Source organism: Ruegeria sp. C10 (assembly GCF_056537805.1).
Map to the genome: position 1 here is coordinate 719,761 of NZ_JBQFSC010000002.1, position 22,556 is coordinate 742,316.

The window sequence follows — 22,556 nt, forward strand, 5'->3', positions numbered from 1 at the left end:
GTCTTTGATGTCCGATATCGACATTCGCACCACAGGCCGTGCCGGGCGCATCACACTGACACGACCACACGCCCTGAACGCCCTTAGCTATGAGATGTGCATGGCCATCGATACCGCTCTGCGCAACTGGCGTGAGGATGATCAAGTCGATCTGATCATACTCGATGCCGAAGGCGACAAAGCCTTTTGCGCTGGCGGAGATATTGCCGAGCTTTATGCAACCGGCACCAAGGCGGACTATGCTTATGGCCAAACGTTTTGGCGCGACGAATACCGACTGAATGCCTTGATTTTTGAGTACTCAAAACCAGTGATCAGCTTCCTGCAAGGTTTCACCATGGGTGGCGGGGTTGGCATCGGGTGCCATGGCAGCCATCGAGTGGTTGGAGAAAGCTCAAAGATCGCGATGCCGGAATGCTCAATCGGGCTGGTTCCTGATGTGGGCGGATCGCTGATGTTGGCGCTGGCGCCGGGGCGATTGGGCGAGTATCTGGGCACCACCGGCCACCGCATGGGGCCCGGAGATGCGATCTATGCCGGGTTTGCCGACCATTTCATTCCCCAAGAGCATTGGGCGGAGCTGATAGACCAGTTGGAAGCCTCTGGACGGGCGGAACTGGTGGATGAGCATGCAGTGCCCGCACCGGATAGCCCCTTGGCTGAAATGCAGGGCGAGATCGACCGGCTATTCAGCGGAGAAAGCCTTGGCGATATACTGAACAGCTTGCGCAACGATGACACAGAATTTTCGACGAAAATTCTCGGCACACTGCAGCGAAACTCTCCTATCTCCATGGCTTGTGCTGTCGAGATGTTGCATCGGCTGCGCGGAACCGGCCTGACATTGCAAAAAGCGCTGGATCTGGAGTACCGGTTTACTTATCGCGCGATGGAGCATGGCGATTTTCTGGAAGGCATTCGCGCCCAGATCATCGACAAGGATCGCAACCCGAAATGGCAGTTTGCTGATTTGGATGTGCCTGCAGTCGCGGTGTCCAAGATGCTGCAACCGCTCGGTGCGGATGCACTAAGCTTTTCAGAGGAGTAAGGGATGAAAATCGCATTCATAGGGCTTGGCAACATGGGCGGCCCGATGGCGGCCAATCTGGCGCGCGCGGGCCATGACGTCATCGGCTTTGATCAAGTTGATGTCGCCATCGAAGGCGTGGCCATGGCGTCTTCCGGCGCTGCCGCTGCTGCGGAAGCCGACGTGGTTATCACCATGCTTCCCAACGGGCAAATTCTGCGCGCTGTGGCCGATGAAGTTGTCCCTGAAATGCAAGACGGCGCGGTTCTGATTGACTGCTCTACGGTCGATGTCGACAGCGCCCGCGCGGTGGCGCAGCAAGCTGCTCAGGCTGGTCTGCTATCAGTCGATGCACCTGTATCCGGCGGGATTGGTGGGGCCGCTGCAGGCACTTTGACCTTTATGGCCGGTGGATCTGACACAGCCTTTGCCAAGGCGGCTCCGTTATTTGAAATCATGGGGCAAAAAGCGGTTCACTGCGGTGAAGCTGGCGCGGGTCAGGCCGCCAAAATCTGCAACAACATGATCCTCGGCGTAACAATGATCGCAACCTGCGAGGCATTTGCGCTTGCTGATAAATTGGGATTGGACCGGCAAAAGATGTTCGATGTCGTCAGCACGTCCTCAGGGTACAGCTGGACAATGAACGCCTATTGCCCTGCCCCCGGCGTTGGACCCGAAAGCCCATCCGACAATAACTACACCCCTGGTTTCGCCGCCGAGCTGATGTTGAAAGACCTACGTCTCAGCCAACAGGCTGCCGAAAGTGCGGACGCAGATACGCCCATGGGACAGGTTGCGACAAAGCTCTATGAATTGTTTGTCGAACAAGAAGATGGCTTGGGTCGCGATTTCAGCGCCATGTTACCGCGATTTGAGAAGCGGTCCAGAGACTGAACAACCTAAGAACGCAGCGCTCTACGAAGTACCAGAGAAGAAAATTCGCAGCATTTTCTTCTCTCGCTCTGTTCCTATTCGGCAGCTACGGCTTGCCCATCCAGCATTGGCTTCAAATAACGCCCAGTGTGGCTACGCTCACATTCAGCGACGTATTCGGGCGTACCCTCAGCCACAATCTGACCTCCGCCATCGCCACCTTCCGGGCCAATGTCGATTATCCAGTCGGCGGTTTTTACGACATCGAGATTATGTTCGATGACAACAACAGTATTTCCTTGGTCGACCAGTTCGTGCAGGACTTCCAATAGCTTACGCACGTCCTCGAAATGCAGACCCGTTGTGGGTTCGTCCAGAATATACAGCGTTCGACCCGTTGATCGCTTGCTCAGTTCTTTAGAGAGCTTTACACGCTGCGCCTCACCACCGGAGAGCGTGGTCGCCTGTTGACCAACTTTGATGTAGCCGAGCCCAACGCGAGCCAAGGCATCCATCTTGTCGCGGATCGATGGCACCGCTTTAAAGAATTCCTGCGCATCTTCCACTGTCATATCAAGTACATCCGCGATGGACTTACCCTTGAACTTGATCTCAAGCGTCTCACGGTTGTATCGCGCGCCTTTGCAGGTTTCGCAGGTGACATAAACATCAGGCAGAAAGTGCATCTCGATCTTGATAACGCCATCACCCTGACACGCTTCGCACCGGCCGCCTTTGACGTTAAAGCTGAACCGCCCGGGCTTGTATCCACGCGCTTTGGCTTCTGGCAACCCGGCAAACCAGTCTCGGATCGGGGTGAAAGCCCCGGTGTAAGTCGCTGGATTTGAACGTGGAGTCCGGCCAATGGGTCGCTGATCTATGTCGATCACCTTGTCCAGATGCTCTAGCCCTTTGATCGTTTCACAGGGCGCCGGTGTCTGACGAGCGCCGTTCAACCGCATCGAGGCGGTTTTGAACAAAGTCTCAATCGTCAGCGTCGATTTTCCACCGCCAGACACACCGGTCACACAAACAAATTTTCCCAGCGGAAATTCGGCCGTCACGTTCTTGAGGTTGTTTCCCGTCGCCTTAACAACGGTCACTTTCTGCTTCTTACCCTTTCGCCGCTCAACCGGCACCGGGATCTCGCGTGTCCCCGAAAGATATTGGCCGGTGATCGAGGCCGCATCGCCGGCGATATGCTCGGGCGTACCGTGGCTGACCACCTGTCCGCCATGCACTCCTGCACCGGGACCGATATCAAACACATAATCCGCCTCGCGAATGGCCTCTTCGTCATGTTCAACGACGATGACCGTGTTGCCCTGATCACGCAAATTCTTAAGCGTTCCCAGCAGACGATCATTGTCGCGTTGGTGCAGACCAATCGATGGCTCGTCGAGCACATACAATACCCCGGTCAGGCCCGAGCCGATCTGGCTCGCCAGACGGATACGCTGACTTTCACCTCCGGACAGGGTGCCACTTGAACGAGACATCGTAAGATATTCTAATCCAACATTATTCAAAAAACCCAACCGCTCGCGAATTTCCTTGAGAATTGCGCGCGCGATCTCGTTCTTTTGTGCGCTCAGATGATTTGGGGCATCCTCAACCCAGGCCAGCGCCTCGCGGATCGACATTTCGACGACCTGCCCAACGTGCAAACCCGCAATTTTGACGGCCAGCGCCTCAGCACGTAGACGGTAGCCTTCGCACGTGCCGCAGGGTCGGTTGTTTTGATAGCGTTCGAATTCTTCGCGAATCCAGGCGCTGTCAGTCTCGCGATAGCGGCGCTCCATGTTGGGAATGACGCCTTCAAAGCTTCGGGTAACCTGATAAACGCGGCCACCTTCATCATAACGGAACTGGATCTCTTCATCACCAGACCCGCGCAGAAACACCTGCTGGACTTTCTTGGGCAAGTCCTTCCAGGGAGTGTTCTTGTCAAACTCGTAATGTCGCGCGATAGCTTCGATCGTTTGCAGAAAATAGGGTGATTTACCCTTCCGCCAGGGCGCAAGCGCCCCGTCATAGAGTTTCAATGTCTGGTCCGGCACGACCAGACGTTCATCAAAGAACAGTTCGACCCCAAGCCCGTCGCAATCGGGGCAAGCCCCAAAGGGCGCGTTGAATGAGAACAGGCGCGGCTCGATCTCGGGGATGGTGAACCCACTGACCGGGCAGGCAAAATTCTCACTGAATGTGATGCGTTCGGGGTCGCCCTCTTTCGGTGCGGTTTCGAGGATTGCGATCCCGTCCGCCAGATCCAGTGCGGTCCTTAGGCTGTCGGCCAGGCGTGTTTCCATGCCTTCTCGTACCACCAGACGATCGACAACGACGTCGATATCGTGGCGGAACTTCTTGTCCAGCGTCGGCGGCTCATCCAATTCATAGAACTCACCATCTACCTTGACGCGTTGAAAACCCTGCTTGCGCAGCTCAAGGAACTCTTTCCGATATTCACCCTTCCGATCACGAACGATGGGGGCCAGCAGATAGCCGCGCGTGCCCTCCTCCATCGTCATGATCCGGTCGACCATGTCCTGCACCTGCTGTGCCTCAATCGGCAATCCTGTGGCCGGGCTGTAAGGCGTACCAGCACGGGCAAAGAGCAAGCGAAGATAGTCGTAGATCTCGGTTACGGTGCCCACGGTCGAACGCGGGTTTTTTGAGGTCGTCTTCTGCTCGATCGAAATCGCGGGGCTTAGTCCGCTAATGTGATCCACATCGGGCTTCTCCATCATATCGAGGAACTGGCGCGCATAGGCCGACAGGCTTTCGACATAGCGGCGCTGCCCTTCGGCATAGATCGTATCAAATGCCAAAGAAGACTTTCCCGAGCCCGACAGGCCAGTGATCACCACCAGCTGATCCCGTGGGATGTCGACATCAATGCTCTTGAGGTTATGCTCGCGCGCACCGCGCACCTCGATATTCTTCAGCTCAGCCATTCAGGCCCCCAACAACCAACGTCACTCAGAGATAGGCGAGAGCGGCTGAGTCTCCAACCAAAAAATTAGAACAAAGTAAGAACAGGCGATTTTTCGACACTCGGCTTAAGCACCGGTTTTCTTAGCCAGAGCCCATGCGCAGATTGGAAAATCGGGATCGTTCTCCAAATTGTCTGTCTCAGGGTCATAAACAGGAGGCCATTCAAGTTCGAGATTGCGCAAAGCGGCGTGCCGATTGCCCCACTGTTCGGCCCGGATGAGATCCGGGTCGAACCCACACTCAGTGAGCAGGTTTTTCAATCCGCGCGCAGACCAACGCGAACAGTCATGCGGAGCGGCGTGAAACGGAATGAAGAACGGGACGGCCAGCCAGAAATACCCTCCGGGTCTTAGCATCTCTAGCACGTTCAGCGTGGCTTCAACCGGGCGATCCAAGTGCTCCCACACCTGATTGGCCAAAACCAGATCGACCTTTCGCACCTGCTGTTGTTTGTTCAGAACGGGTCCGGTGCAGATATCATGTTGCTTATGCCAAATCTGTTCATAGCTGCAAAATCCAAATTGCTTACCCCACGAACCAGAAATCTCAATGACATCAAGTGTTTCCGGCTTCAGGCCGCGGACCCACTGCCGGCTGCGCCGTGCCATGATGACTCGATTTAGACTGGTCACTGCTTGCCCCTGATGTTTTGCAGGCAATAAACCATAAGATCAGTAAGATGTCGGCACAAAAAAACGCCCACAAGGGCGTATGACTTTCTAAATCGAAGGAAATGGCGCGGTTGACGGGGCTCGAACCCGCGACCCCCGGCGTGACAGGCCGGTACTCTAACCAACTGAGCTACAACCGCGCATTTAGGGTCTATGTGCGATCCGTTTGCCCGGATCAAAGGCTGGCAGCGATGGCGCGGTTGACGGGGCTCGAACCCGCGACCCCCGGCGTGACAGGCCGGTACTCTAACCAACTGAGCTACAACCGCCCACTGCCCGTTCATCTCTGAACGTTGGGGTGTATTATGGCTACACCCCGGCATCGTCAAGCGGCGTTTTCAAGTTTTTTGCTCGAACCTGATTTTTTCCGATCTATCCGACTTGGCGGGCAATGTGTGAAAACCGGATTTCGTCTGACGCGCTGCAATTTGAACGCTTTGAACTTGCGGCGAAACACAAGCCGCTGTATCAAACGCCGCTATGGGTGATTAGCTCAGTGGTAGAGCGCTTCGTTCACATCGAAGATGTCAGGAGTTCAAATCTCTTATCACCCACCATATTATTCAAATGCTTATGCGACATAGTTGAAGCGTTTTGGAACCATTTAGTTCAACGCTGCGAGCACAATGCTGTCATCCTCCGACATACACGCCGGATTTAGGACGATAAAAAACCTTTTGGTCATGCAGACGCCCCAGAAGGTCGTGTGCCTTGCGCACAAAGTCTTCACGGGTTTCCCTTTCTTCTACCCTCTCGTCAACTGGGACATTCGATCTGGAAGCTATGGCATGACGCATGGCCTCTTCGATTATATCCATATCTTCGACCGAAAGCTCGAACATATCATTGTACAGAGGCATCCTGGGTTCTCCTACCTTGGCACAGACGACCAACGTGCCTCATGTTCCGAGTCGATTCCACTTCAAATACCTATTGCCGGCGATCGCGTTTCTAAGAACACGCCCAGCAGGATTTAGAAGATGAATCGGTCAGACCTCGTTTTCGCGATTTTTCTGCATGATATGTGGTGCTTGCCATGTTTCCCGTGGCCTGCTTATCCTGATGTCATAGCCACCAATAAGGCACCCCTCTTTGGGCGAGAAATAACATGGCGAAACTGAAGCGGGAAATTGGCCTGGTCGGCCTGACCTTCATTTCGGTTGGAGGAATCATTGGGTCAGGCTGGCTTTTCGGCCCCCTGCTCGCCGTGCAACACGCAGGCCCCGCCGCGGTTCTTTCTTGGATTATTGGCGCCGTTGCGATGTTCATACTGGCAATAACCTTCGCCGAGATTTCAGCGATGTTACCTATCCCAGGCGGAATCGCACGCGTCCCTCAGTTCTCACACGGCAACATCGTGTCGATGGCGATGGGATGGACGGCCTGGATTGGCTACAACACCACCGCTCCGATCGAAGTTGAAGCCATGCTTAAATACCTCGCACCCTACGCGTCATGGCTCCACGCCGCAGATACCGGCGAACTGACCGGCGCTGGTGTTTCGGTCGCCTTGCTGTTCATGTTGCTGTTCGTCGCTGTGAACGCACTAGGCGTGAAATTTTTTGCACAGGTAAATGCAACGCTGACCTGGGCCAAGATTGCCATTCCGATAGTTTTGTCCGTGTTGTTGATCGCGACCCGCTTTGACGTGCAGAATTTCTCCGCACCTGACGGTTTCGCCCCCTACGGCCTGAAAGGCATCATGGCCGCAGTATCAACCGGTGGAGTGATCTTTTCCTTTATAGGTTTCCGACATGTTGTTGATATGGCGGGAGAAGTTCGAAACCCAAAATTCGACATCCCGGCTGCTCTGGTTCTGTCCATTGTATTATGTGCCCTGATCTACCTTGGATTACAGGTGGCCTTTATCGGCGCGCTTGATCCCACAATGATCCGCGATGGCTGGGCGAGTCTCAGCTTCGGTGGGCAAGGTCCGTTGGATGGCGTCATCATGTCCGTCGGGATATTGTGGTTCCTCAGCTTGCTGAACGTCGGGTCGGTCATCGGCCCGTTTGGCAATGGGTTGGTTGCAACAGGATCGAACGCTCGTATCGCTTTGGCCCTGTCGCAAAACGGGTTCCTGCCGAAACGTTTGCAGATCTTGTCATCGTTCGGAGTACCGCTTTGGGCCTTAGCTCTCAACTTTCTGATTGGCACTCTGTTTTTACTGACGGTCCCGTTCGCAACCGTAATCGCCCTGAACGGGGCCGCCATTGTGCTTTCATTCGCGGTCGGCCCAATCGCCGTGGTGTGCTTACGTGATCTGATGCCTGACCGCCCGCGCTCAATCCGTATTCCCGCCGTCAAACTTGTTGGGCTCACGGCCTTCGCGATCTCAACCCTGATCGTCTACTGGAGCGGATGGGACACGGTCTGGAGGCTAGGAATTGCACTGCTCATCGGCATGGCGCTGCTGCTGATCCGCTTTCACAATCGGCTCGATGAAATGGACGCGACCGAGGCGCTTTGGCTGATGCCCTATTTCTGTGGTTTGGGGCTGATCTCCTACATGGGTCAGTTTGGAGAAGGCGCGCAAAAGCAGATCCCGTTTGGTTGGGACATTGTGCTGTGTGCGGCATTTTCGGCGGTGATTTTTGCGCTCGCCGTACGCTCGGCGCTGTCAGACAAAAAATTCCAGGCTTACATCGAAAACGAAGAGGTGCTGGACCCGGCCAAACCTGTCATTGGACTTTGAACAAAAAAGGCGGGGAATGACCCCGCCTTTCTAATTAATCTGTTTCAGGCTTAGTGGGCTGTTGCCGACGGTCCTGCCCCTTCGGCCGCCTTGGCGGCAGCGGCAGCGGCCTCTTCAGCGGCCTCATCCCACTCAATTGACTCGGGCTTACGTATCAACGCCTGCTCTAGTACCTCCGAGACGTGTTTGACCGCGATGATCTCCAGCCCTTCTTTCACATTGTCGGGGATATCCGCCAGATCCTTTTCATTCTCTTCGGGAATGAGGACGGTCTTGATCCCGCCACGCAGGGCAGCCAGCAGTTTTTCTTTCAGCCCGCCAATCGGCATCGCGTTGCCGCGCAGCGAAACCTCGCCTGTCATGGCGATGTCCTTGCGCACAGGAATACCGGTCAGGACCGAAACAATCGAGGTCACCATAGCCAAGCCCGCAGACGGACCATCCTTTGGCGTCGCACCATCGGGCACGTGCACGTGGATATCGATTTTGTCGAACTGCGGCGGTTTAACCCCGATCTGAGGCGAAATTGATCGGACGTAAGACGACGCCGCGTCGATCGATTCCTTCATCACATCGCCCAGCTTACCAGTGGTCTTCATCCGCCCTTTGCCGGGCAGTTTCAGAGCCTCGATATGCAGCAGATCACCACCGACCGAAGTCCAGGCCAAGCCAGTGACTACACCAACCTGATCGTCCTGTTCAGCCAAGCCATAACGGAACTTGGGCACTCCAAGAAAATCATCCAGATTGTCGGGCGTCACCTTTACGGTCTCCGCCTCTTTCTTGATGATCTTGGTCAACGATTTCCGCGCCACTTTGGCGATTTCGCGTTCGAGGTTCCGCACACCCGCCTCGCGGGTATACGTGCGGATGATCGATTGTAGCGCCTCATCGGTCAGCTCAAACTCCTTGGCTTTCAGACCATGGTTTTTGACCTGTTTGTCGATCAGGTGCTGCTTGGCGATCTCGCTCTTTTCCTCTTCGGTGTAACCGGCCAGCGGGATGATCTCCATCCGGTCTAGCAGAGGCCCAGGCATGTTGTAGCTGTTAGACGTGGTCAGGAACATCACGTTGGACAGGTCATATTCGACCTCAAGATAATGATCCATGAACGTGTTGTTCTGTTCCGGGTCCAACACCTCCAGCATCGCCGAGGCTGGATCGCCACGGAAATCCTGCCCCATCTTGTCGATTTCATCGAGCAGGATGAGAGGGTTTGTGGTTTTCGCCTTCTTCAGCGCCTGAATGATCTTGCCGGGCATCGACCCGATATAAGTCCGACGGTGGCCACGAATCTCGGATTCGTCGCGCACGCCACCCAGCGAGATGCGAATAAACTCTCGCCCCGTGGCTTTGGCAACCGACTTACCCAGCGAGGTCTTACCAACACCCGGAGGGCCAACAAGGCACAGGATCGGGCCTTTCAGCTTTTTCGAACGTTGCTGTACCGCCAGATATTCAACGATCCGCTCTTTGACCTTCTCAAGCCCATAGTGATCGGCGTCCAGAATGTCCTGCGCGCGACCCAGATCCTTTTTGACGCGGGATTTGGTGCCCCAAGGCAGCGCCAGGATCCAGTCGAGATAGTTGCGCACAACAGTGGCTTCGGCCGACATGGGCGACATGTTTTTGAGCTTTTTCAGCTCACCCTCGGCCTTCTCGCGCGCCTCTTTCGACAGCTTGGTCTCGTTGATCTTGGCTTCGAGTTCGGCAACTTCGTTGCTGCCGTCCTCGCCATCGCCAAGTTCCTTCTGAATGGCCTTCATCTGCTCATTCAGATAGTACTCGCGCTGCGTTTTCTCCATCTGGGATTTGACGCGGGTTTTGATCTTTTTCTCGACCTGCAGGACAGACATTTCGCCCTGCATCAGGCCATAGACCTTCTCAAGCCGCTCGCTCACCGAGAGCGTCTCAAGCAGTTCCTGTTTCTGTTCAACCTCGATGCCCAGATGACCTGACACAAGGTCGGCCAACTTTGCAGGCTCGGTGGTTTCACCGACGGCGGCCAGCGCCTCTTCGGGGATATTCTTGCGCACTTTTGCATAGCGCTCAAACTCGTCCGCGACGGTGCGCAACAGCGCTTCGGTCGTGGTGACATCGCCCGGAATCTCGGTCAGATACTCGGCGCGCGCTTCGAAAAACTGATCGTTTTCAAGGAATTCTGTGATCTGCACCCGCGCCTGCCCCTCGACAAGCACCTTCACGGTGCCATCGGGCAGTTTCAGCAGTTGCAGCACGTTGGCCAGAACGCCCGAGCGGTAGATACCGTCGATTTCAGGATCATCCTCACCAGGATCAATCTGGCTGGACAACAGAATTTGCTTGTCATCCTGCATCACCTCTTCCAGGGCGCGGACCGATTTGTCACGGCCCACGAACAGCGGCACGATCATATGTGGGAAGACCACGATATCGCGCAGCGGAAGGACGGGGTATGAGGAATTCAGAGGCTCTTGCATGCTCTATCCTTATCATTGGCAAGACGGCGCTGGTCCCTGATTCAGGCAACCTTTGGCCATCTCCTGTCTTGGACGATAAAGGTGGGGCACCTGTTCCCCCATTTCAACCTCATCGTCGTTTGTCGTGATGCAGCATGACCCGATGATTTGGGGACTTCAAGGCATCCGACAGACATATCCACCGATTTTAGCGAACCCAGCATTAAAACGGGCAACAAATCATCCAGTGTGGATCAGAACACCCTTTGCTTAGCTCGGGACAAAAAGAAGCCATGACCGACTTCGTTTCTACATTCCAAGCCCTTTTTCGAGGAATGGCAAACGAACCCGCCAAACTCTCCGGTTACGCCGTAGTCTGCACGGTCAAATCCATCCCGGTTATGGCTGACTGGTTGGCACAGCATGCGGACGGCGCCCGTATTGGTCATGAAAAAATCATGTCCCCAGTCCGACTGACAATCCGCCGGGCGCGGGAACGCAGGAGCACCACTCCGCTCAATTATAGTGCAAGACAGGTCCGAAACACTCGCCCCCTGCCCGACGACACACTGAATATTCTCGGACGGGGTTTCGAAGGTCCAGACATCCGCAAGAGATGTCGATGCGCAAAGAACGATTGCGATAGAAACAATAAAGCGAGGCATTGAATCCTCCTGAACAAAACAAATGAAAATGGTAAATAATGCGCGAACAGTATAGCAAAAAATACCGCGTTTGTCACCGCAATGGCCACAATCTACAGCGGTTCAATATCGCCTTGCTCCCGAAGCGCGTGGAATTGCGATTGCCACTCTGCGAATGTGCCCTGTGAAATCGCGTCCCGCATTCCCTGCATGATTTCCTGAAAGTAATGCAGATTGTGCCAAGTCAGCAGCATGCCCGAGATCATCTCATTCGAGCGGAACACGTGATGCAAGTAGGCCCGAGAATAACTTGAACACGCGGGGCATGTGCAGTTCTCATCCAGCGGGCGTGGGTCGTCAGCATGGCGGGCGTTCTTGATATTGACCACACCATAACGCGTGAACACCTGCCCGGTGCGACCCGACCGCGAAGGTAGAACGCAATCCATCATATCTATCCCGCGTGCAACGGCACCTACGATATCATCAGGCTTGCCTACGCCCATCAGATAACGCGGTTTATCCTGGGGCAAGAAGTCAGGCGCATAGTCAAGGCAGCTGAACATGGCCTCCTGCCCCTCACCCACGGCAAGGCCGCCGACGGCGTAGCCTTCAAAACCGACCTGCTTAAGTGCCTCGGCACTTTCTTCCCGAAGATCTTGTTCCAGCCCGCCCTGCATGATCCCAAACAGGGCATGTCCGGGGCGGTCTCCAAACGCTTCGCGCGACCGCGCGGCCCACCGCATCGAAAGGCGCATGGACTCGGCGATACGGTCGCGATCGGCGGGCAGCGCAGGGCATTCATCAAAGCACATGACGATGTCCGAGCCCAAAAGCCGCTGGATTTCCATCGACCGTTCCGGCGTCAATTCGTGCTTCGAGCCATCGACGTGAGATTTAAAGGTCACGCCCTTCTCGGTCAGTTTGCGCAGACCGGCCAGCGACATCACCTGAAATCCGCCAGAATCCGTCAGGATGGGCCGGTCCCAGTTCATGAACTTGTGCAGGCCTCCCAAACGATCGATCCGCTCGGCCGTTGGGCGCAGCATCAGATGATAGGTGTTGCCCAACAGAATATCGGCACCTGTGGCGCGCACACTTTCCGGCATCATCGCCTTGACGGTCGCGGCTGTGCCCACAGGCATGAACGCCGGCGTCCGCACCTCACCGCGCGGCGTGTTGATCACGCCTGTGCGGGCCTTGCCATAGGTGGCTTTCAGGTCGAAAGAAAATCGTTGGGTCATGGTAACGCCTTGGATCGCTGAACCGGGCAGGCTTTGCCCGATCTGCAAGGGCATTGCAACCCGTCAGGGCAGCGAGGCTACACGGTCCGTAAACAGGCGCACCACCCCTGCCCCATCGACATCCCGGCACACTCGCACTGGTGGCCGTGCAGGGTCAGGACGAGTCGCACCGATTTCAGCCCCGTCCAACGCCACCTGCAAACCCGTTTCGACCATTTCGAACATCGGTTCATGGGTGCAGGCGATAACGGCAGTCGAGTCATGCAGTCCGCACCCTTCAAGCCCACCGATCTCCTTGTAGAACTTTAGATAGAAGCGTGAGATATCGCGCAGAAAACCACCCATGTCAGGGGAACGTTCAGCGAGCGCCTCAAAATCAGCGGTCTGGTAGAGCGTTTTCAGAGTCACATCCAATCCCACCAGAATCGTAGGCGGCGGTGCGGCAAAGACTTCGTCTGCTGCTTTGGCATCGTGATAGATATTCGCCTCGGCATGTTCGGTGATATTGCCCGGGCAGTACACGGCCCCGCCCATGATGACGAGCTTGCCAAGATTCTCTGCAAACTCAGGGTCCAATCGCATGGCATCAGCGATATTGGTCAATGGCCCAACCGCGCATACGACCAGCTCTCCGCGATGGCTGCGCGCCATGTCGACAAGAAACTCTGCGGCGGACAGGGCGTGGTTTTCACCGATCTCTTCAATCTGGGTCAGGTCACCAAAGCCTTCGGGGCCATGCACATGTTCCGAAGGTGAATGCGCGACCTCTCCCAATGCGAAGGGCGCGCCTTGGGCCACGGGAATGCCGAGCCCCAGTTTGTCCACCAGAAATCGCGCATTGCGGCTGGATTGATGCACATGGGTGTTGCCGAACACGGTGGTCAGGCCGATCAGGTCAATTTCGGAGGCAGCGGCGGCATAGGCAATGGCCATTGCGTCGTCGATGCCGGGGTCTGTATCGATAATCAGTTTCATCCTCGTCCGATAACGCAAACACCAGTGGGATGCAAAGCTGCCACAAAAGGGAATTTCTGGCCGGTATGAACGTTTTCACCGATTTGCATTCCGGCCAGCACAATCCATACCAGAGTTGAAATTGAGCGACTCAATCCCCATATGTATACCATAGTACACAATAAATGAGGACAGTATGATAGAAGACCAGATTATCGGACTGATTACTTCGAACATTATCTACCTGCTGGCAGCGGCGCTTATTGCCATTGTCATATTCAAAGGCATCAAAATCGTGCCTCAATCCGAAAAGTACGTGGTTGAACGGTTTGGCCGCCTGCATTCGGTGCTTGGGCCCGGGATCAATTTTATCGTTCCTTTTCTAGATGTTGCCCGCCACAAGATATCCATCCTTGAGCGTCAGTTGCCAAACGCAACGCAAGACGCAATTACCAAGGACAACGTTCTGGTGCAGATCGATACCTCGGTGTTCTACCGCATTCTCGAGCCAGAAAAGACGGTTTATCGCATCCGCGATGTCGACGGTGCGATTGCAACGACTGTAGCCGGTATCGTCCGCGCCGAGATCGGCAAGATGGACCTGGATGAAGTGCAATCGAACCGGGCGCAACTGATTGAACGTATTCAGGAAAGCGTAGAAACCGCTGTTGACGATTGGGGGATCGAAGTAACCCGCGCTGAGATTCTGGACGTGAACCTCGATCAGGCCACTCGTGACGCGATGTTGCAGCAATTGAACGCCGAACGTGCCCGCCGCGCGCAGGTGACCGAGGCCGAGGGCCAAAAGCGTGCCGTTGAGCTGCAGGCAGATGCCGAACTTTATGCGGCAGAGCAGACCGCCAAGGCCCGCCGAATCTCGGCTGAGGCCGAAGCTTATGCGACTCAGGTCGTGGCAAAGGCCATTCAGGACAACGGGCTGGAAGCGGCACAGTATCAGGTTGCGTTGAAACAGGTGGAATCGCTGAACGCCCTGGGCAACGGCACCGGCTCGCAGACCATCGTTGTGCCTGCAAACGCACTTGAAGCCTTCGGCAATGCCTTTAACATGCTTAAAGGAGGAAAATGATGGCCGATCCTTTCTGGCTGACGTGGTGGATTTGGTTGGCCGGAGCGCTTGCTCTGGGCATCCTTGAGGTCGCGCTGCCCGGCTTCATTTTCCTGGGTTTTGCCATCGGTGCAGCCATTACCGGAGTGGCTTTGCTGATCCCTGGCCTCACGCCATCCCTGCCCGTTCTGCTGTTGATATTTGCTGTTCTGTCACTGGTCGCATGGCTGGTTCTGCGCCGTATGTTTGCCCTGCCGCACGGTCAGGTCAAAACCTTCAGGCACGACATCAACGACTGATCTGTCGTGGCGCCCAAATCAGGCGCCACGGCACCTCTGGACGCTGCCCGGCACTTTCCCTATATAATTTCTCAGGTAACAGACCCGAGGCATCAATGACCCACCCCAGTGAACAGTTCGAAGGCAGCCCTCTGATCGCTCCCTCGACCATCGATCACCCGCTCTACGAACCCGTGGTCGAAGCTTGCCGGACGGTGTTTGACCCAGAAATACCGGTCAATATCTACGATCTCGGTCTGATCTATACGATCGACATCACCGGAGAAAACGCGGTCAAGGTGATCATGACCCTCACTGCGCCAGGTTGTCCTGTCGCAGGCGAAATGCCCGGTTGGATCGTGGAAGCAATCGAACCCGTTGCTGGCGTCAAAGAGGTCGACGTCGAACTGACTTGGGAGCCACCTTGGGGCATGGAAATGATGTCAGATGAAGCCCGGCTTGAGTTGGGTTTCATGTAACTCTCGACTTACTCACAAAAAACATGGCGATGTTACAAAACGGTGTACTGCGTGTTACTTAACCGTTTTCATGTTGTCACAATGCTGGGTCACAAGGTCCTCAGGTACTGACCCAGTGATTAAGCATGCGTTTTTCGATCTGCTGGACGTGCTGGCGCAGGATGTCGAGTAGCGGGCGTCTTATCCGATTGCCCCGCTAAATTGACATACTTCGTGAATTGCATGGGCCTCTGACCATAGCCATCCCCCATTCAATGGGCCCATTCCGGGCCGCTCTTGCCCGAGAGCGGCCCTTTTTGTTTGATTATTCGATGTTACAGGTCGACTTGATTTCAGCAGCGCGCGCGTCCAGCTCTTTTATATAGTCGCCTGACAGCATCTTCAGGTGCTTGCTCTCGGTTCCTGTGACGAGACCCAGCAAGGCACCGGCAGGGAGGATCGAGAACACGCTTTCAGCCTGCTGGTCCTCGGCATGTTTCTTTTCAGCTGCGATTGCGCGCAGATCACCGGGTGCGGTAGCACAGTTGACCGGGTGCCGTTTTGTGTCATCTATCGCAAGTGCCGCAGACGCGGACGCCAGCAACATAGATGTGAAAATGGCTGCTCCTGCCCAGTTCTGCGCTCTCATCGATCCAAACCTCTCTGGAATGCCTGTCCTTTACTTCAGATACGCTAAAGCTTCGCGCACCATCGTGACAACCCTGCGCGGAGTGTGTATTTGAACAGGCTCTCTCTTGAGCCCGGCGCGTGTCGGCCTTAGATTAGAGATAACGCGCGATAACGGAGCCCACCATGTTTGGCATTCCCGGCAAACAAGCCGTGACCATGACACCTAAAGCTGCTGAACAGATTGTTCGGCTTATGAAATCCGGCGGTCACACCGGATTGCGCATCGGCGTCAAGAAAGGCGGCTGCGCGGGGATGGAATACACCATGGACTATGTCGATGATGCGGACCCGAATGACGAAGTGGTCGAGCAGGATGGCGCGCGTGTGATGATCGCCCCCATGGCACAGATGTTCCTGTTCGGAACCGAGATCGACTACGAGGTTTCACTGCTTGAGGCCGGTTTCAAGTTCCGAAACCCGAATGTAGTCGATGCATGCGGATGCGGAGAATCGATCAAGTTCGACGAAACCTTGGCTGAACAACGCTAACTCGCAGCTTTTAGGTGGACGTAGGTCTCATTAAATCGCCGCGTCAGGTGCTCTCCGGCGCGGATCGTGGCGCATGAACCCGGCGGCGCAACATTTGTGTCGTAAGAAGGATTAAAGAACAACGGAACCGAGATCCTCTCGTTCACGCTGCCTTTGACCCTATGCTCGGTCGCTTTGACTTCTCCTGCCGTCCAAAACTCCAGCATCTCGCCGAAATTGATGATGAATTGTCCCGGCTTGGCGTTTACAGCTTGCCAATCGCCATCAGGCATACGAACTTCCAGACCCGGTGTGCCGTCCGTGGCCAGCAAAGTCAGGCAGCCATAATCCGTATGCGCGCCGATACCAAAGTCCTTTTCCCCTGCCCAATCAGGGCGTTGCGGATAGAAGTTACCGCGCAGCAGCGCCATTGGCGTATCAAAGGCCGCATCAAAACTGTTTGCATCCCTACCGATGGCAATCGCAATCGCGCGCAAAACGCGAATGGCAACTGAGCAGGCGTCTGAATAGTAACTCTGGATCGTTCTCCGAAAGGCGTCGGCCCCGTCTGGCCAGAGATTTGGGGCATACACACTTAATCCCCGCCCTGCATATGGATCATCGGCTGGCAGTTCAAAACCGCTATCAAAGACTTCTTTGAAATCCGGGTTCGCCCTGAGATCCACCTGTTCGGAACGCGGCGCACCCCAACCGCGGTTGGCACCCGTAGCTGCCATATCGACGCTCTGCTTGATCTCATCGGGTTGACGAAAAAAATCGCGATACGCGTCAATCACCAGCTGCACACGGGCGGCATCGAGGCCGGAATTGGAGATTGTTAGAAATCCGATCTGGTGAACAGCACGTCTCAGCTTTTCCATCTCAGCTGGATCACGCAGATCCAATTTGGCGAGATCGAGATCGTCTATCATGCCATCCTCCGCAACAACGCGCGCAATGTGTCCCGACACGTAGCGCTATGCAACCGGAATTGTCAGCCCCGCCTGCGGGTGATATCCGAGGGTTCAAAGCAGAAAACCGGAGGGATCGCGATGCGGCGTAAGTTGGCGGCAGGCAACTGGAAAATGAACGGAACTGGCGTTGCGCTGAGCGAGCTGGAAGCGTTGAAAGCCTCGCACCCATCTTCTGCGGTAGAAATCCTGATATGCCCACCAGCCACTTTGCTTCATCGCGCGGCAAATACGGTTGAAGGTTCGGGCATTACTGTTGGTGGCCAAGACTGCCACGCGGCGCTCTCGGGTGCGCATACCGGGGATCTGAGTGCCGAGATGCTGTTGGATGCAGGGGCGAGCGCAGTGATCCTTGGCCATTCCGAGCGCCGTGAAGATCATGCTGAGCAGAACGAAGACATTCGTGCCAAAGCCCGCACCGCCATGGATGCAGGCCTGAAGACGATCATCTGCGTTGGTGAAAGCCTTGAACAGCGCGAAGCAGCAAATACTCTGGATATCATCGGTGGACAGATGTCGGGTTCGATCCCGGATCAAGCGACAGGCGAGAACCTGATTGTCGCATATGAGCCGATCTGGGCCATCGGCACCGGTAAGGTTCCAACTTTGGAAGAGATCGGAGAAGTGCACGATTTCATACGCGCACGTCTGGAACGCCGATTTGGCGAAGGTGTCGGCCGGTCAGTCCGCCTGCTGTATGGCGGATCGGTCAAACCCGGTAATGCTGCCGAGATTTTTGGCGTTTCAAATGTTGACGGAGCGTTGGTGGGTGGCGCCAGTCTGAAAGCAAATGATTTCTCGGGCATCATTCAGGCGCTTGAAAGCGCCTGATCGCCAACTTCATTCAGCAATATCTTCGGCCCAAAGCGCGGGCTTCTCTTCGATAAAACGCTTCATCAATGTAATGCAGTCCGGGTCATCTGCGATGATGACCTCTACACCGCGATCGCGCAGGAAGTCCTCATTGCCGCCAAAATTCACGGTGTCTCCGATCACAACACGCGGGATACCGAACTGTACGATCGTGCCAGAACACATCATGCAAGGCGACAGCGAGGTATAGAGCACAGTATCGCGATAGGTCTTCTGCCGCCCTGCCTTGCGCAGCGCATCCATTTCCCCATGGGCAATCGGGTCGCCCAGTTGGACACGCTGATTACGCCCTTGCGCAACGACCTCACCACCCCGCGCAAGCACTGAACCGATTGGGCAGCCTCCTTCGTCAAATCCAGCTTTCGCCTCATCATAGGCAACGCGGAGCAAGCGTGCATCGGTGTCGGTCAGCATATGCAGGTGTCCTTTGTTCGGAGTTGTTTCGCAAAGCTGCCCGACACCACAACGGCGGTCAACGCTTAGGCCAGTTTCATGATGACCAAACCCGTCACGATTAGAATCGCAGCGCCGATCCGCATGGGCGTCAGCGCTTCGCCCAGGAATAGGACGCCAACAGTGAACGCCCCTACTGCGCCGATCCCGGTCCAGATCGTATAGGCGGTACCAAGCGGCAGATCCCGCATGGCTATTGCAAGCAGGCCAAATGACCCGATCATCGCAACACCCATGATCGCCGTCGGCCACAACCGCGTGAAACCAGCGGTCTGCTTCATCGCGACGGCCCAGACGATTTCGAGAAGGCCGGCAAACAACAGCAATATCCAGGGCATAAGAACACCTCACTTTCCGAGATCGGGTCGTCCCGAATAATCGTCCATGATGGTGAGGTCGTCCTCTGACCCTCAGATATGGGTTTAAGCATCAGTTTCAAGACAAAAAAACCGGGCGGATTACACCGCCCGGTTCATATGCTCGGTTTAACCGATCTAGTTGGTTATGATCTCAGGCCCCATGAAAGTGTTGGGCAGGAATGTCGAAATCCACGGGATGTAAGTAACCATGATGAGGAAGACGAACAGCACGGCCAAGAACGGCAACGCTGCCTTCACAACACTCATCATCGGCATACCCGCTACGCCCGAGGTTACGAACAAGTTCAACCCGACCGGAGGCGTGATCATCCCGATCTCCATGTTCACCACCATGATGATGCCCAGATGGATCGGATCGATGCCCAGCTCGATGGCAATCGGGAACACCAGGGGGGCCACAATGACCAGCAGACCTGAGGGCTCCATGAACTGGCCACCGATCAGCAGGATCACGTTGACCACAATCAGGAAAGTCACTGGCCCCAGACCCGCCGATAGCATGGCGCTTGCGATATGCTGGGGCACCTGCTCATCCGTCAGCACATGTTTCAGGATCAGCGCGTTGGCGATCACGAACAGCAGCGTGACAGTCAGTTTGCCCGCCTCGAAAAGTGTATGCTTGGTGTCGGGGTGCACAAAGGCCGTGATCAACGCATAGGGTTTCTTGAGCAGCGAGATGTTCTGCGCATCCCCTTCGGTGCTGAGCGGACCCATATCCTTGTAGACAAAACTTGCGATCAGGAACGCATAGACGGCAGCAACAGCCGCGGCCTCGGTCGGGGTAAAGATACCTCCGTAGATACCGCCGAGGATGATGACGATCAGGAACAGACCCCAACCGGCCTCGCGCGCCGAGGTGAAAACTTCGCCCCAACCTTTCCAATCGCCTTTGGGAAGGTTCTTGACCTTGGCCATGACGTAAATGGTGATCATCAGCATCAGACCAGCCATCAAACCCGGAATAACGCCCGCAAGGAACATCCGCCCGACCGAAACCTCCACGGCTGCCGCATAGACCACCATCACGATTGATGGCGGAATCAGAATGCCCAGTGTCCCTGCGTTACAGATCACACCGGCGGCGAATTCCTTGGAATAGCCCACCTGACGCATGCCAGCGATGACGATTGACCCGATTGCCACAACTGTCGCCGGAGACGAACCGGACAAGGCCGCAAACAACATACAAGCGAAGACGCCAGCAATTGCCAGACCTCCGGGCAAGTGCCCCACACAAGCGATCGAGAACCGGATGATCCGCCGCGCCACTCCACCTGTGGTCATGAAAGATGACGCGAGAATGAAAAACGGGATAGCCAAGAGGGTGAAATGCCCCTCAAATGCCTCAAACAGCGTGCCAGCGACCGAAGCCAATGAGCTGTCGGAATAGATCAGCAGGAAGAGGGTCGAGCTGAGACCAAGTGCCACCGCGATCGGAACGCCGATCAACAATAGGCCAATGACCATCGAGAAAAGTAGTACGACGTCCATCAGTCATGCTCCCCCTGCTGGGCGCGGACTTCTTCGATCTCGTCCTCAACCTCGTGGCTAGCTACAAGGCGATCAGTTTCACCGCGCCAAATCTGTACTGCGACCTGTGCGAAACGGATCACCAGCAGCAACATCGAAAGAGGCAGAACGAAATACGGAACGACCTTGGGCAGTTTCTCGTAATATTCGCCATAGTTGATCATATCTTCCAGAAACCGCAGCGGCGCGACCATCGGGATATCATCAACTTCATAGAAGCTCTGGCTGCGCGCACTCATGTCAAAGCCGGTCGGAAACCAGCGACCCGAGGTGGGCGGCAGATCGGCAAACACTGCCCAGTAGTCATACGAACCCTTGAGCAGGAGCAGAGAAAACACCAGACAGCAAGCAACGGCTATCAACGCTAAAACCCGGCGTGGCGCGGGGGCCAGCATGTTCAGGATCGCATCAACACCCAGATGTGCATGCTTTTTCACTGCATAAGACGCACCCAGCAGCACCAACCAACCGAAGGTGAATACTGTCAGTTCCAGCGCCCAAAGAATGTTAGAATTGAATACAAACCGCGCGATCACATTGGCGAAGGTGACGATTGTCATCAGACCCAACAGGCACGCAATCATGGTTTCTTCGATATGGTCGACCAGCCCGCCTTGGCCGGGTTTCGCACCAGACATCTCTCTGTCCCCGCATTTTTTTGATGAGAGTGGTGGGAGTGTGGCGGGCCATTAAGGCCCGCCCAGCCTATGCGTCCATAACTCCCCAGTCCCCGGACGCGTGGCTTGAACCGGGATCAGAACCCGGCGTTGATCGCCTGTGCGGCGTCGATCTTGTCCTGACCAACGTCACCGGCAAATTTGTCCCAGACTGGCTTCATCGCATCGACCCAGGCCTGGCGCTGCTCGGGGTTCAGTTCCCGGATGATGCCCCCTGCGTCAGTGATCGAAGCCTTGGCAGCTTCGTTTACGGAAAAGGCCTCCTTGTTACGGGTCTCGGTCACTTCGGCGAGAATCGTCAGGAATTGATCGCGAACTTCAGGCTCCAGGCTGTCCAGCCAGTCAACTGAGGTTACAACCAGATAATCGATGATACCGTGGTTCGTTTCTGTGATGCCGTCCTGCACCTCGAAGAACTTCTTGCCGTAGATGTTCGACCAGGTGTTTTCCTGCCCGTCAACAACGCCCTGTTGCAGAGCACCGTACACTTCTGAGAACGCCATCTTCTGAGGGCTGCCACCAATTGCTTCCATCTGGGCAACCAATACGTCCGATGACTGAACGCGGAACTTCAGGCCGTTCGCATCCGAAGGATCTTCCAACGGCTTGTTCGCAGACATCTGCTTCATGCCATTGTGCCAGAATGCCAGCCCCTGAAGGCCGCGGCGCTGCATGCTGTCTTTCATCGCCTGACCATCAGCCGAGGCTTGGAACGCATCCACAGCATCGATGTTCTTGAACATGAACGGCAGATCGAACAGGCGGAATTGCTTTGTAAATTTCTCGAACTTCGACAGCGAGGGCGCGGCCAACTGCACGTCGCCCTGCAGCATCGCTTCAAGAACCTTGTCATCGTTGTAAAGAGTGGAGTTCGGATAAACCTCCATGCACATCACGCCGTTCATCTCGTCATTGACGCGCTGCTCAAGCAGCGAAGCGGCGATGCCCTTGGGGTGTTTGTCCGTATTGGTCACATGCGCAAACTTCACGACGATCTCGCCATCATCGCAAGCTGCTACACCAGCGGTCGCTGTCACGGACAGTGCGATTGCGGTTGCTGCCGTTGTCAGGAATTTCATCAGTCTTATCCTCCCAGACTTCCCTAAAACTTCCATCGAGCGCTCAATCAGCGCCGTATGTTGCGGAGTGAACCGAATCGGCTCCTCACT

At 55.5% G+C, this 22,556-nt stretch carries 22 protein-coding genes and 3 tRNA genes; 9 read left to right on the top strand and 16 right to left on the bottom strand.

The window, feature by feature from the left end:
• The first annotated feature begins 7 nt into the window (after positions 1-7).
• Together ACR0DE_RS11985 and mmsB are read left to right on the top strand one after the other, a co-directional pair.
• Positions 8-1,048, top strand: a complete 1,041-nt coding sequence (locus tag ACR0DE_RS11985) for an enoyl-CoA hydratase/isomerase family protein (RefSeq protein ID WP_480753348.1) — start codon at positions 8-10, stop codon at positions 1,046-1,048.
• Between the two features lie 3 nt (positions 1,049-1,051).
• Positions 1,052-1,924: a 3-hydroxyisobutyrate dehydrogenase gene (gene mmsB, locus ACR0DE_RS11990; RefSeq protein ID WP_480753350.1), complete on the top strand. Its 873-nt coding sequence runs from the start codon at positions 1,052-1,054 to the stop codon at positions 1,922-1,924.
• A gap of 74 nt (positions 1,925-1,998) precedes the next feature.
• Here the strand turns inward: mmsB and uvrA are convergent, their stop codons facing one another.
• The 4 genes from uvrA to ACR0DE_RS12010 all read right to left on the bottom strand — a co-directional run bounded on the left by uvrA (position 1,999) and on the right by ACR0DE_RS12010 (position 5,837).
• On the bottom strand, positions 1,999-4,857 hold the full coding sequence (uvrA, locus tag ACR0DE_RS11995; protein WP_480753352.1) for an excinuclease ABC subunit UvrA: 2,859 nt from the start codon (positions 4,855-4,857) through the stop codon (positions 1,999-2,001).
• Positions 4,858-4,962: 105 nt separating this feature from the next.
• The gene (locus ACR0DE_RS12000; protein WP_480753354.1) at positions 4,963-5,529 is read right to left on the bottom strand and encodes a methyltransferase domain-containing protein; all 567 of its coding nucleotides are present in this window, start codon (positions 5,527-5,529) and stop codon (positions 4,963-4,965) included.
• A 102-nt stretch (positions 5,530-5,631) separates the two neighbouring features.
• A tRNA-Asp gene (locus tag ACR0DE_RS12005) sits at positions 5,632-5,708 on the bottom strand.
• 52 nt (positions 5,709-5,760) lie between these two features.
• A tRNA-Asp gene (locus ACR0DE_RS12010) sits at positions 5,761-5,837 on the bottom strand.
• A 213-nt stretch (positions 5,838-6,050) separates the two neighbouring features.
• Here ACR0DE_RS12010 and ACR0DE_RS12015 point away from each other — a divergent pair.
• Positions 6,051-6,125, top strand: a tRNA-Val gene (locus ACR0DE_RS12015).
• Between the two features lie 75 nt (positions 6,126-6,200).
• Here ACR0DE_RS12015 and ACR0DE_RS12020 read toward each other — a convergent pair.
• Positions 6,201-6,428, bottom strand: a complete 228-nt coding sequence (locus ACR0DE_RS12020) for a hypothetical protein (RefSeq protein ID WP_170405503.1) — start codon at positions 6,426-6,428, stop codon at positions 6,201-6,203.
• Positions 6,429-6,676: 248 nt separating this feature from the next.
• Between ACR0DE_RS12020 and ACR0DE_RS12025 the strand changes: the two genes are divergently transcribed.
• Positions 6,677-8,263 carry an APC family permease gene (locus ACR0DE_RS12025; RefSeq protein WP_170562901.1) on the top strand — a complete coding sequence of 529 codons (1,587 nt, stop codon included), beginning with the start codon at positions 6,677-6,679 and terminating at the stop codon, positions 8,261-8,263.
• Between the two features lie 50 nt (positions 8,264-8,313).
• On the opposite strand, the gene lon is transcribed toward ACR0DE_RS12025, so the two are convergent.
• The 4 genes from lon to ACR0DE_RS12045 all read right to left on the bottom strand — a co-directional run bounded on the left by lon (position 8,314) and on the right by ACR0DE_RS12045 (position 13,564).
• Complete coding sequence (lon, locus tag ACR0DE_RS12030; protein WP_170595747.1) at positions 8,314-10,722, bottom strand: endopeptidase La; 2,409 nt, start codon at positions 10,720-10,722, stop codon at positions 8,314-8,316.
• A 233-nt stretch (positions 10,723-10,955) separates the two neighbouring features.
• Entirely contained in the window at positions 10,956-11,366 is a 411-nt protein-coding gene (locus tag ACR0DE_RS12035; protein ID WP_170405494.1) for a DUF6636 domain-containing protein, read from the bottom strand.
• 92 nt (positions 11,367-11,458) lie between these two features.
• Complete coding sequence (gene tgt / locus ACR0DE_RS12040; RefSeq protein ID WP_480753358.1) at positions 11,459-12,589, bottom strand: tRNA guanosine(34) transglycosylase Tgt; 1,131 nt, start codon at positions 12,587-12,589, stop codon at positions 11,459-11,461.
• A 63-nt stretch (positions 12,590-12,652) separates the two neighbouring features.
• The gene (locus ACR0DE_RS12045) at positions 12,653-13,564 is read right to left on the bottom strand and encodes a nucleoside hydrolase (RefSeq protein ID WP_170635657.1); all 912 of its coding nucleotides are present in this window, start codon (positions 13,562-13,564) and stop codon (positions 12,653-12,655) included.
• A gap of 175 nt (positions 13,565-13,739) precedes the next feature.
• On the opposite strand from ACR0DE_RS12045, the gene ACR0DE_RS12050 reads away from it, so the two are divergent.
• From ACR0DE_RS12050 to ACR0DE_RS12060, 3 genes are all read left to right on the top strand, one after another.
• Complete coding sequence (locus ACR0DE_RS12050) at positions 13,740-14,630, top strand: SPFH domain-containing protein (protein ID WP_170393209.1); 891 nt, start codon at positions 13,740-13,742, stop codon at positions 14,628-14,630.
• A complete protein-coding gene (locus ACR0DE_RS12055; protein WP_170393210.1) occupies positions 14,630-14,908 on the top strand; it encodes an NfeD family protein in 279 nt (92 codons plus the stop codon). The genes ACR0DE_RS12050 and ACR0DE_RS12055 overlap by 1 nt, the downstream gene beginning before the upstream one ends.
• Before the next feature lie 95 nt (positions 14,909-15,003).
• A complete protein-coding gene (locus ACR0DE_RS12060) occupies positions 15,004-15,366 on the top strand; it encodes an SUF system Fe-S cluster assembly protein (protein WP_170393211.1) in 363 nt (120 codons plus the stop codon).
• Between the two features lie 304 nt (positions 15,367-15,670).
• On the opposite strand, the gene ACR0DE_RS12065 is transcribed toward ACR0DE_RS12060, so the two are convergent.
• Positions 15,671-15,994, bottom strand: coding sequence for a hypothetical protein (locus tag ACR0DE_RS12065; protein ID WP_170393212.1), 324 nt, complete (start codon positions 15,992-15,994; stop codon positions 15,671-15,673).
• 164 nt (positions 15,995-16,158) lie between these two features.
• Between ACR0DE_RS12065 and ACR0DE_RS12070 the strand changes: the two genes are divergently transcribed.
• The gene (locus ACR0DE_RS12070; RefSeq protein ID WP_170465407.1) at positions 16,159-16,524 is read left to right on the top strand and encodes a HesB/IscA family protein; all 366 of its coding nucleotides are present in this window, start codon (positions 16,159-16,161) and stop codon (positions 16,522-16,524) included.
• Here ACR0DE_RS12070 and ACR0DE_RS12075 read toward each other — a convergent pair.
• A complete protein-coding gene (locus tag ACR0DE_RS12075) occupies positions 16,521-17,435 on the bottom strand; it encodes an isopenicillin N synthase family dioxygenase (RefSeq protein ID WP_480753364.1) in 915 nt (304 codons plus the stop codon). The two genes, ACR0DE_RS12070 and ACR0DE_RS12075, sit on opposite strands and share 4 nt — an antisense overlap.
• Positions 17,436-17,555: 120 nt before the next feature.
• On the opposite strand from ACR0DE_RS12075, the gene tpiA reads away from it, so the two are divergent.
• On the top strand, positions 17,556-18,305 hold the full coding sequence (gene tpiA, locus ACR0DE_RS12080) for a triose-phosphate isomerase (RefSeq protein ID WP_170465411.1): 750 nt from the start codon (positions 17,556-17,558) through the stop codon (positions 18,303-18,305).
• Between the two features lie 9 nt (positions 18,306-18,314).
• Here the strand turns inward: tpiA and ACR0DE_RS12085 are convergent, their stop codons facing one another.
• The 5 genes from ACR0DE_RS12085 to ACR0DE_RS12105 all read right to left on the bottom strand — a co-directional run bounded on the left by ACR0DE_RS12085 (position 18,315) and on the right by ACR0DE_RS12105 (position 22,466).
• Positions 18,315-18,761 (bottom strand): nucleoside deaminase, encoded by a 447-nt coding sequence (locus ACR0DE_RS12085; protein ID WP_170510588.1) that lies wholly within the window; start codon positions 18,759-18,761, stop codon positions 18,315-18,317.
• 65 nt (positions 18,762-18,826) lie between these two features.
• On the bottom strand, positions 18,827-19,138 hold the full coding sequence (locus ACR0DE_RS12090) for a DMT family transporter (protein WP_480753367.1): 312 nt from the start codon (positions 19,136-19,138) through the stop codon (positions 18,827-18,829).
• Between the two features lie 156 nt (positions 19,139-19,294).
• Positions 19,295-20,671: a TRAP transporter large permease gene (locus tag ACR0DE_RS12095; RefSeq protein WP_170393218.1), complete on the bottom strand. Its 1,377-nt coding sequence runs from the start codon at positions 20,669-20,671 to the stop codon at positions 19,295-19,297.
• Positions 20,671-21,348, bottom strand: coding sequence for a TRAP transporter small permease (locus ACR0DE_RS12100; RefSeq protein ID WP_170393219.1), 678 nt, complete (start codon positions 21,346-21,348; stop codon positions 20,671-20,673). The genes ACR0DE_RS12095 and ACR0DE_RS12100 overlap by 1 nt, the downstream gene beginning before the upstream one ends.
• Before the next feature lie 116 nt (positions 21,349-21,464).
• Positions 21,465-22,466, bottom strand: a complete 1,002-nt coding sequence (locus ACR0DE_RS12105; protein ID WP_480438504.1) for a DctP family TRAP transporter solute-binding subunit — start codon at positions 22,464-22,466, stop codon at positions 21,465-21,467.
• Between the last annotated feature and the right edge of the window lie 90 nt (positions 22,467-22,556).

Bases quoted from the DNA above. Each gene is read 5' to 3' on its own strand.
- ACR0DE_RS12085 (WP_170510588.1), bottom strand. From the start codon at position 18,761: ATGCTGACCGACACCGATGCACGCTTGCTCCGCGTTGCCTATGATGAG.
- ACR0DE_RS12105 (WP_480438504.1), bottom strand. From the start codon at position 22,466: ATGAAATTCCTGACAACGGCAGCAACCGCAATCGCACTGTCCGTGACA.
- ACR0DE_RS12095 (WP_170393218.1), bottom strand. From the start codon at position 20,671: ATGGACGTCGTACTACTTTTCTCGATGGTCATTGGCCTATTGTTGATC.
- ACR0DE_RS12070 (WP_170465407.1), top strand. From the start codon at position 16,159: ATGTTTGGCATTCCCGGCAAACAAGCCGTGACCATGACACCTAAAGCT.
- ACR0DE_RS11985 (WP_480753348.1), top strand. From the start codon at position 8: ATGTCCGATATCGACATTCGCACCACAGGCCGTGCCGGGCGCATCACA.
- tpiA (WP_170465411.1), top strand. From the start codon at position 17,556: ATGCGGCGTAAGTTGGCGGCAGGCAACTGGAAAATGAACGGAACTGGC.
- ACR0DE_RS12065 (WP_170393212.1), bottom strand. From the start codon at position 15,994: ATGAGAGCGCAGAACTGGGCAGGAGCAGCCATTTTCACATCTATGTTG.
- tgt (WP_480753358.1), bottom strand. From the start codon at position 12,589: ATGACCCAACGATTTTCTTTCGACCTGAAAGCCACCTATGGCAAGGCC.
- ACR0DE_RS12090 (WP_480753367.1), bottom strand. From the start codon at position 19,138: ATGCCCTGGATATTGCTGTTGTTTGCCGGCCTTCTCGAAATCGTCTGG.
- ACR0DE_RS12055 (WP_170393210.1), top strand. From the start codon at position 14,630: ATGGCCGATCCTTTCTGGCTGACGTGGTGGATTTGGTTGGCCGGAGCG.
- ACR0DE_RS12060 (WP_170393211.1), top strand. From the start codon at position 15,004: ATGACCCACCCCAGTGAACAGTTCGAAGGCAGCCCTCTGATCGCTCCC.
- mmsB (WP_480753350.1), top strand. From the start codon at position 1,052: ATGAAAATCGCATTCATAGGGCTTGGCAACATGGGCGGCCCGATGGCG.
- ACR0DE_RS12045 (WP_170635657.1), bottom strand. From the start codon at position 13,564: ATGAAACTGATTATCGATACAGACCCCGGCATCGACGACGCAATGGCC.
- ACR0DE_RS12035 (WP_170405494.1), bottom strand. From the start codon at position 11,366: ATGCCTCGCTTTATTGTTTCTATCGCAATCGTTCTTTGCGCATCGACA.
- lon (WP_170595747.1), bottom strand. From the start codon at position 10,722: ATGCAAGAGCCTCTGAATTCCTCATACCCCGTCCTTCCGCTGCGCGAT.
- ACR0DE_RS12025 (WP_170562901.1), top strand. From the start codon at position 6,677: ATGGCGAAACTGAAGCGGGAAATTGGCCTGGTCGGCCTGACCTTCATT.
- ACR0DE_RS12020 (WP_170405503.1), bottom strand. From the start codon at position 6,428: ATGCCTCTGTACAATGATATGTTCGAGCTTTCGGTCGAAGATATGGAT.
- uvrA (WP_480753352.1), bottom strand. From the start codon at position 4,857: ATGGCTGAGCTGAAGAATATCGAGGTGCGCGGTGCGCGCGAGCATAAC.
- ACR0DE_RS12100 (WP_170393219.1), bottom strand. From the start codon at position 21,348: ATGTCTGGTGCGAAACCCGGCCAAGGCGGGCTGGTCGACCATATCGAA.
- ACR0DE_RS12075 (WP_480753364.1), bottom strand. From the start codon at position 17,435: ATGATAGACGATCTCGATCTCGCCAAATTGGATCTGCGTGATCCAGCT.
- ACR0DE_RS12050 (WP_170393209.1), top strand. From the start codon at position 13,740: ATGATAGAAGACCAGATTATCGGACTGATTACTTCGAACATTATCTAC.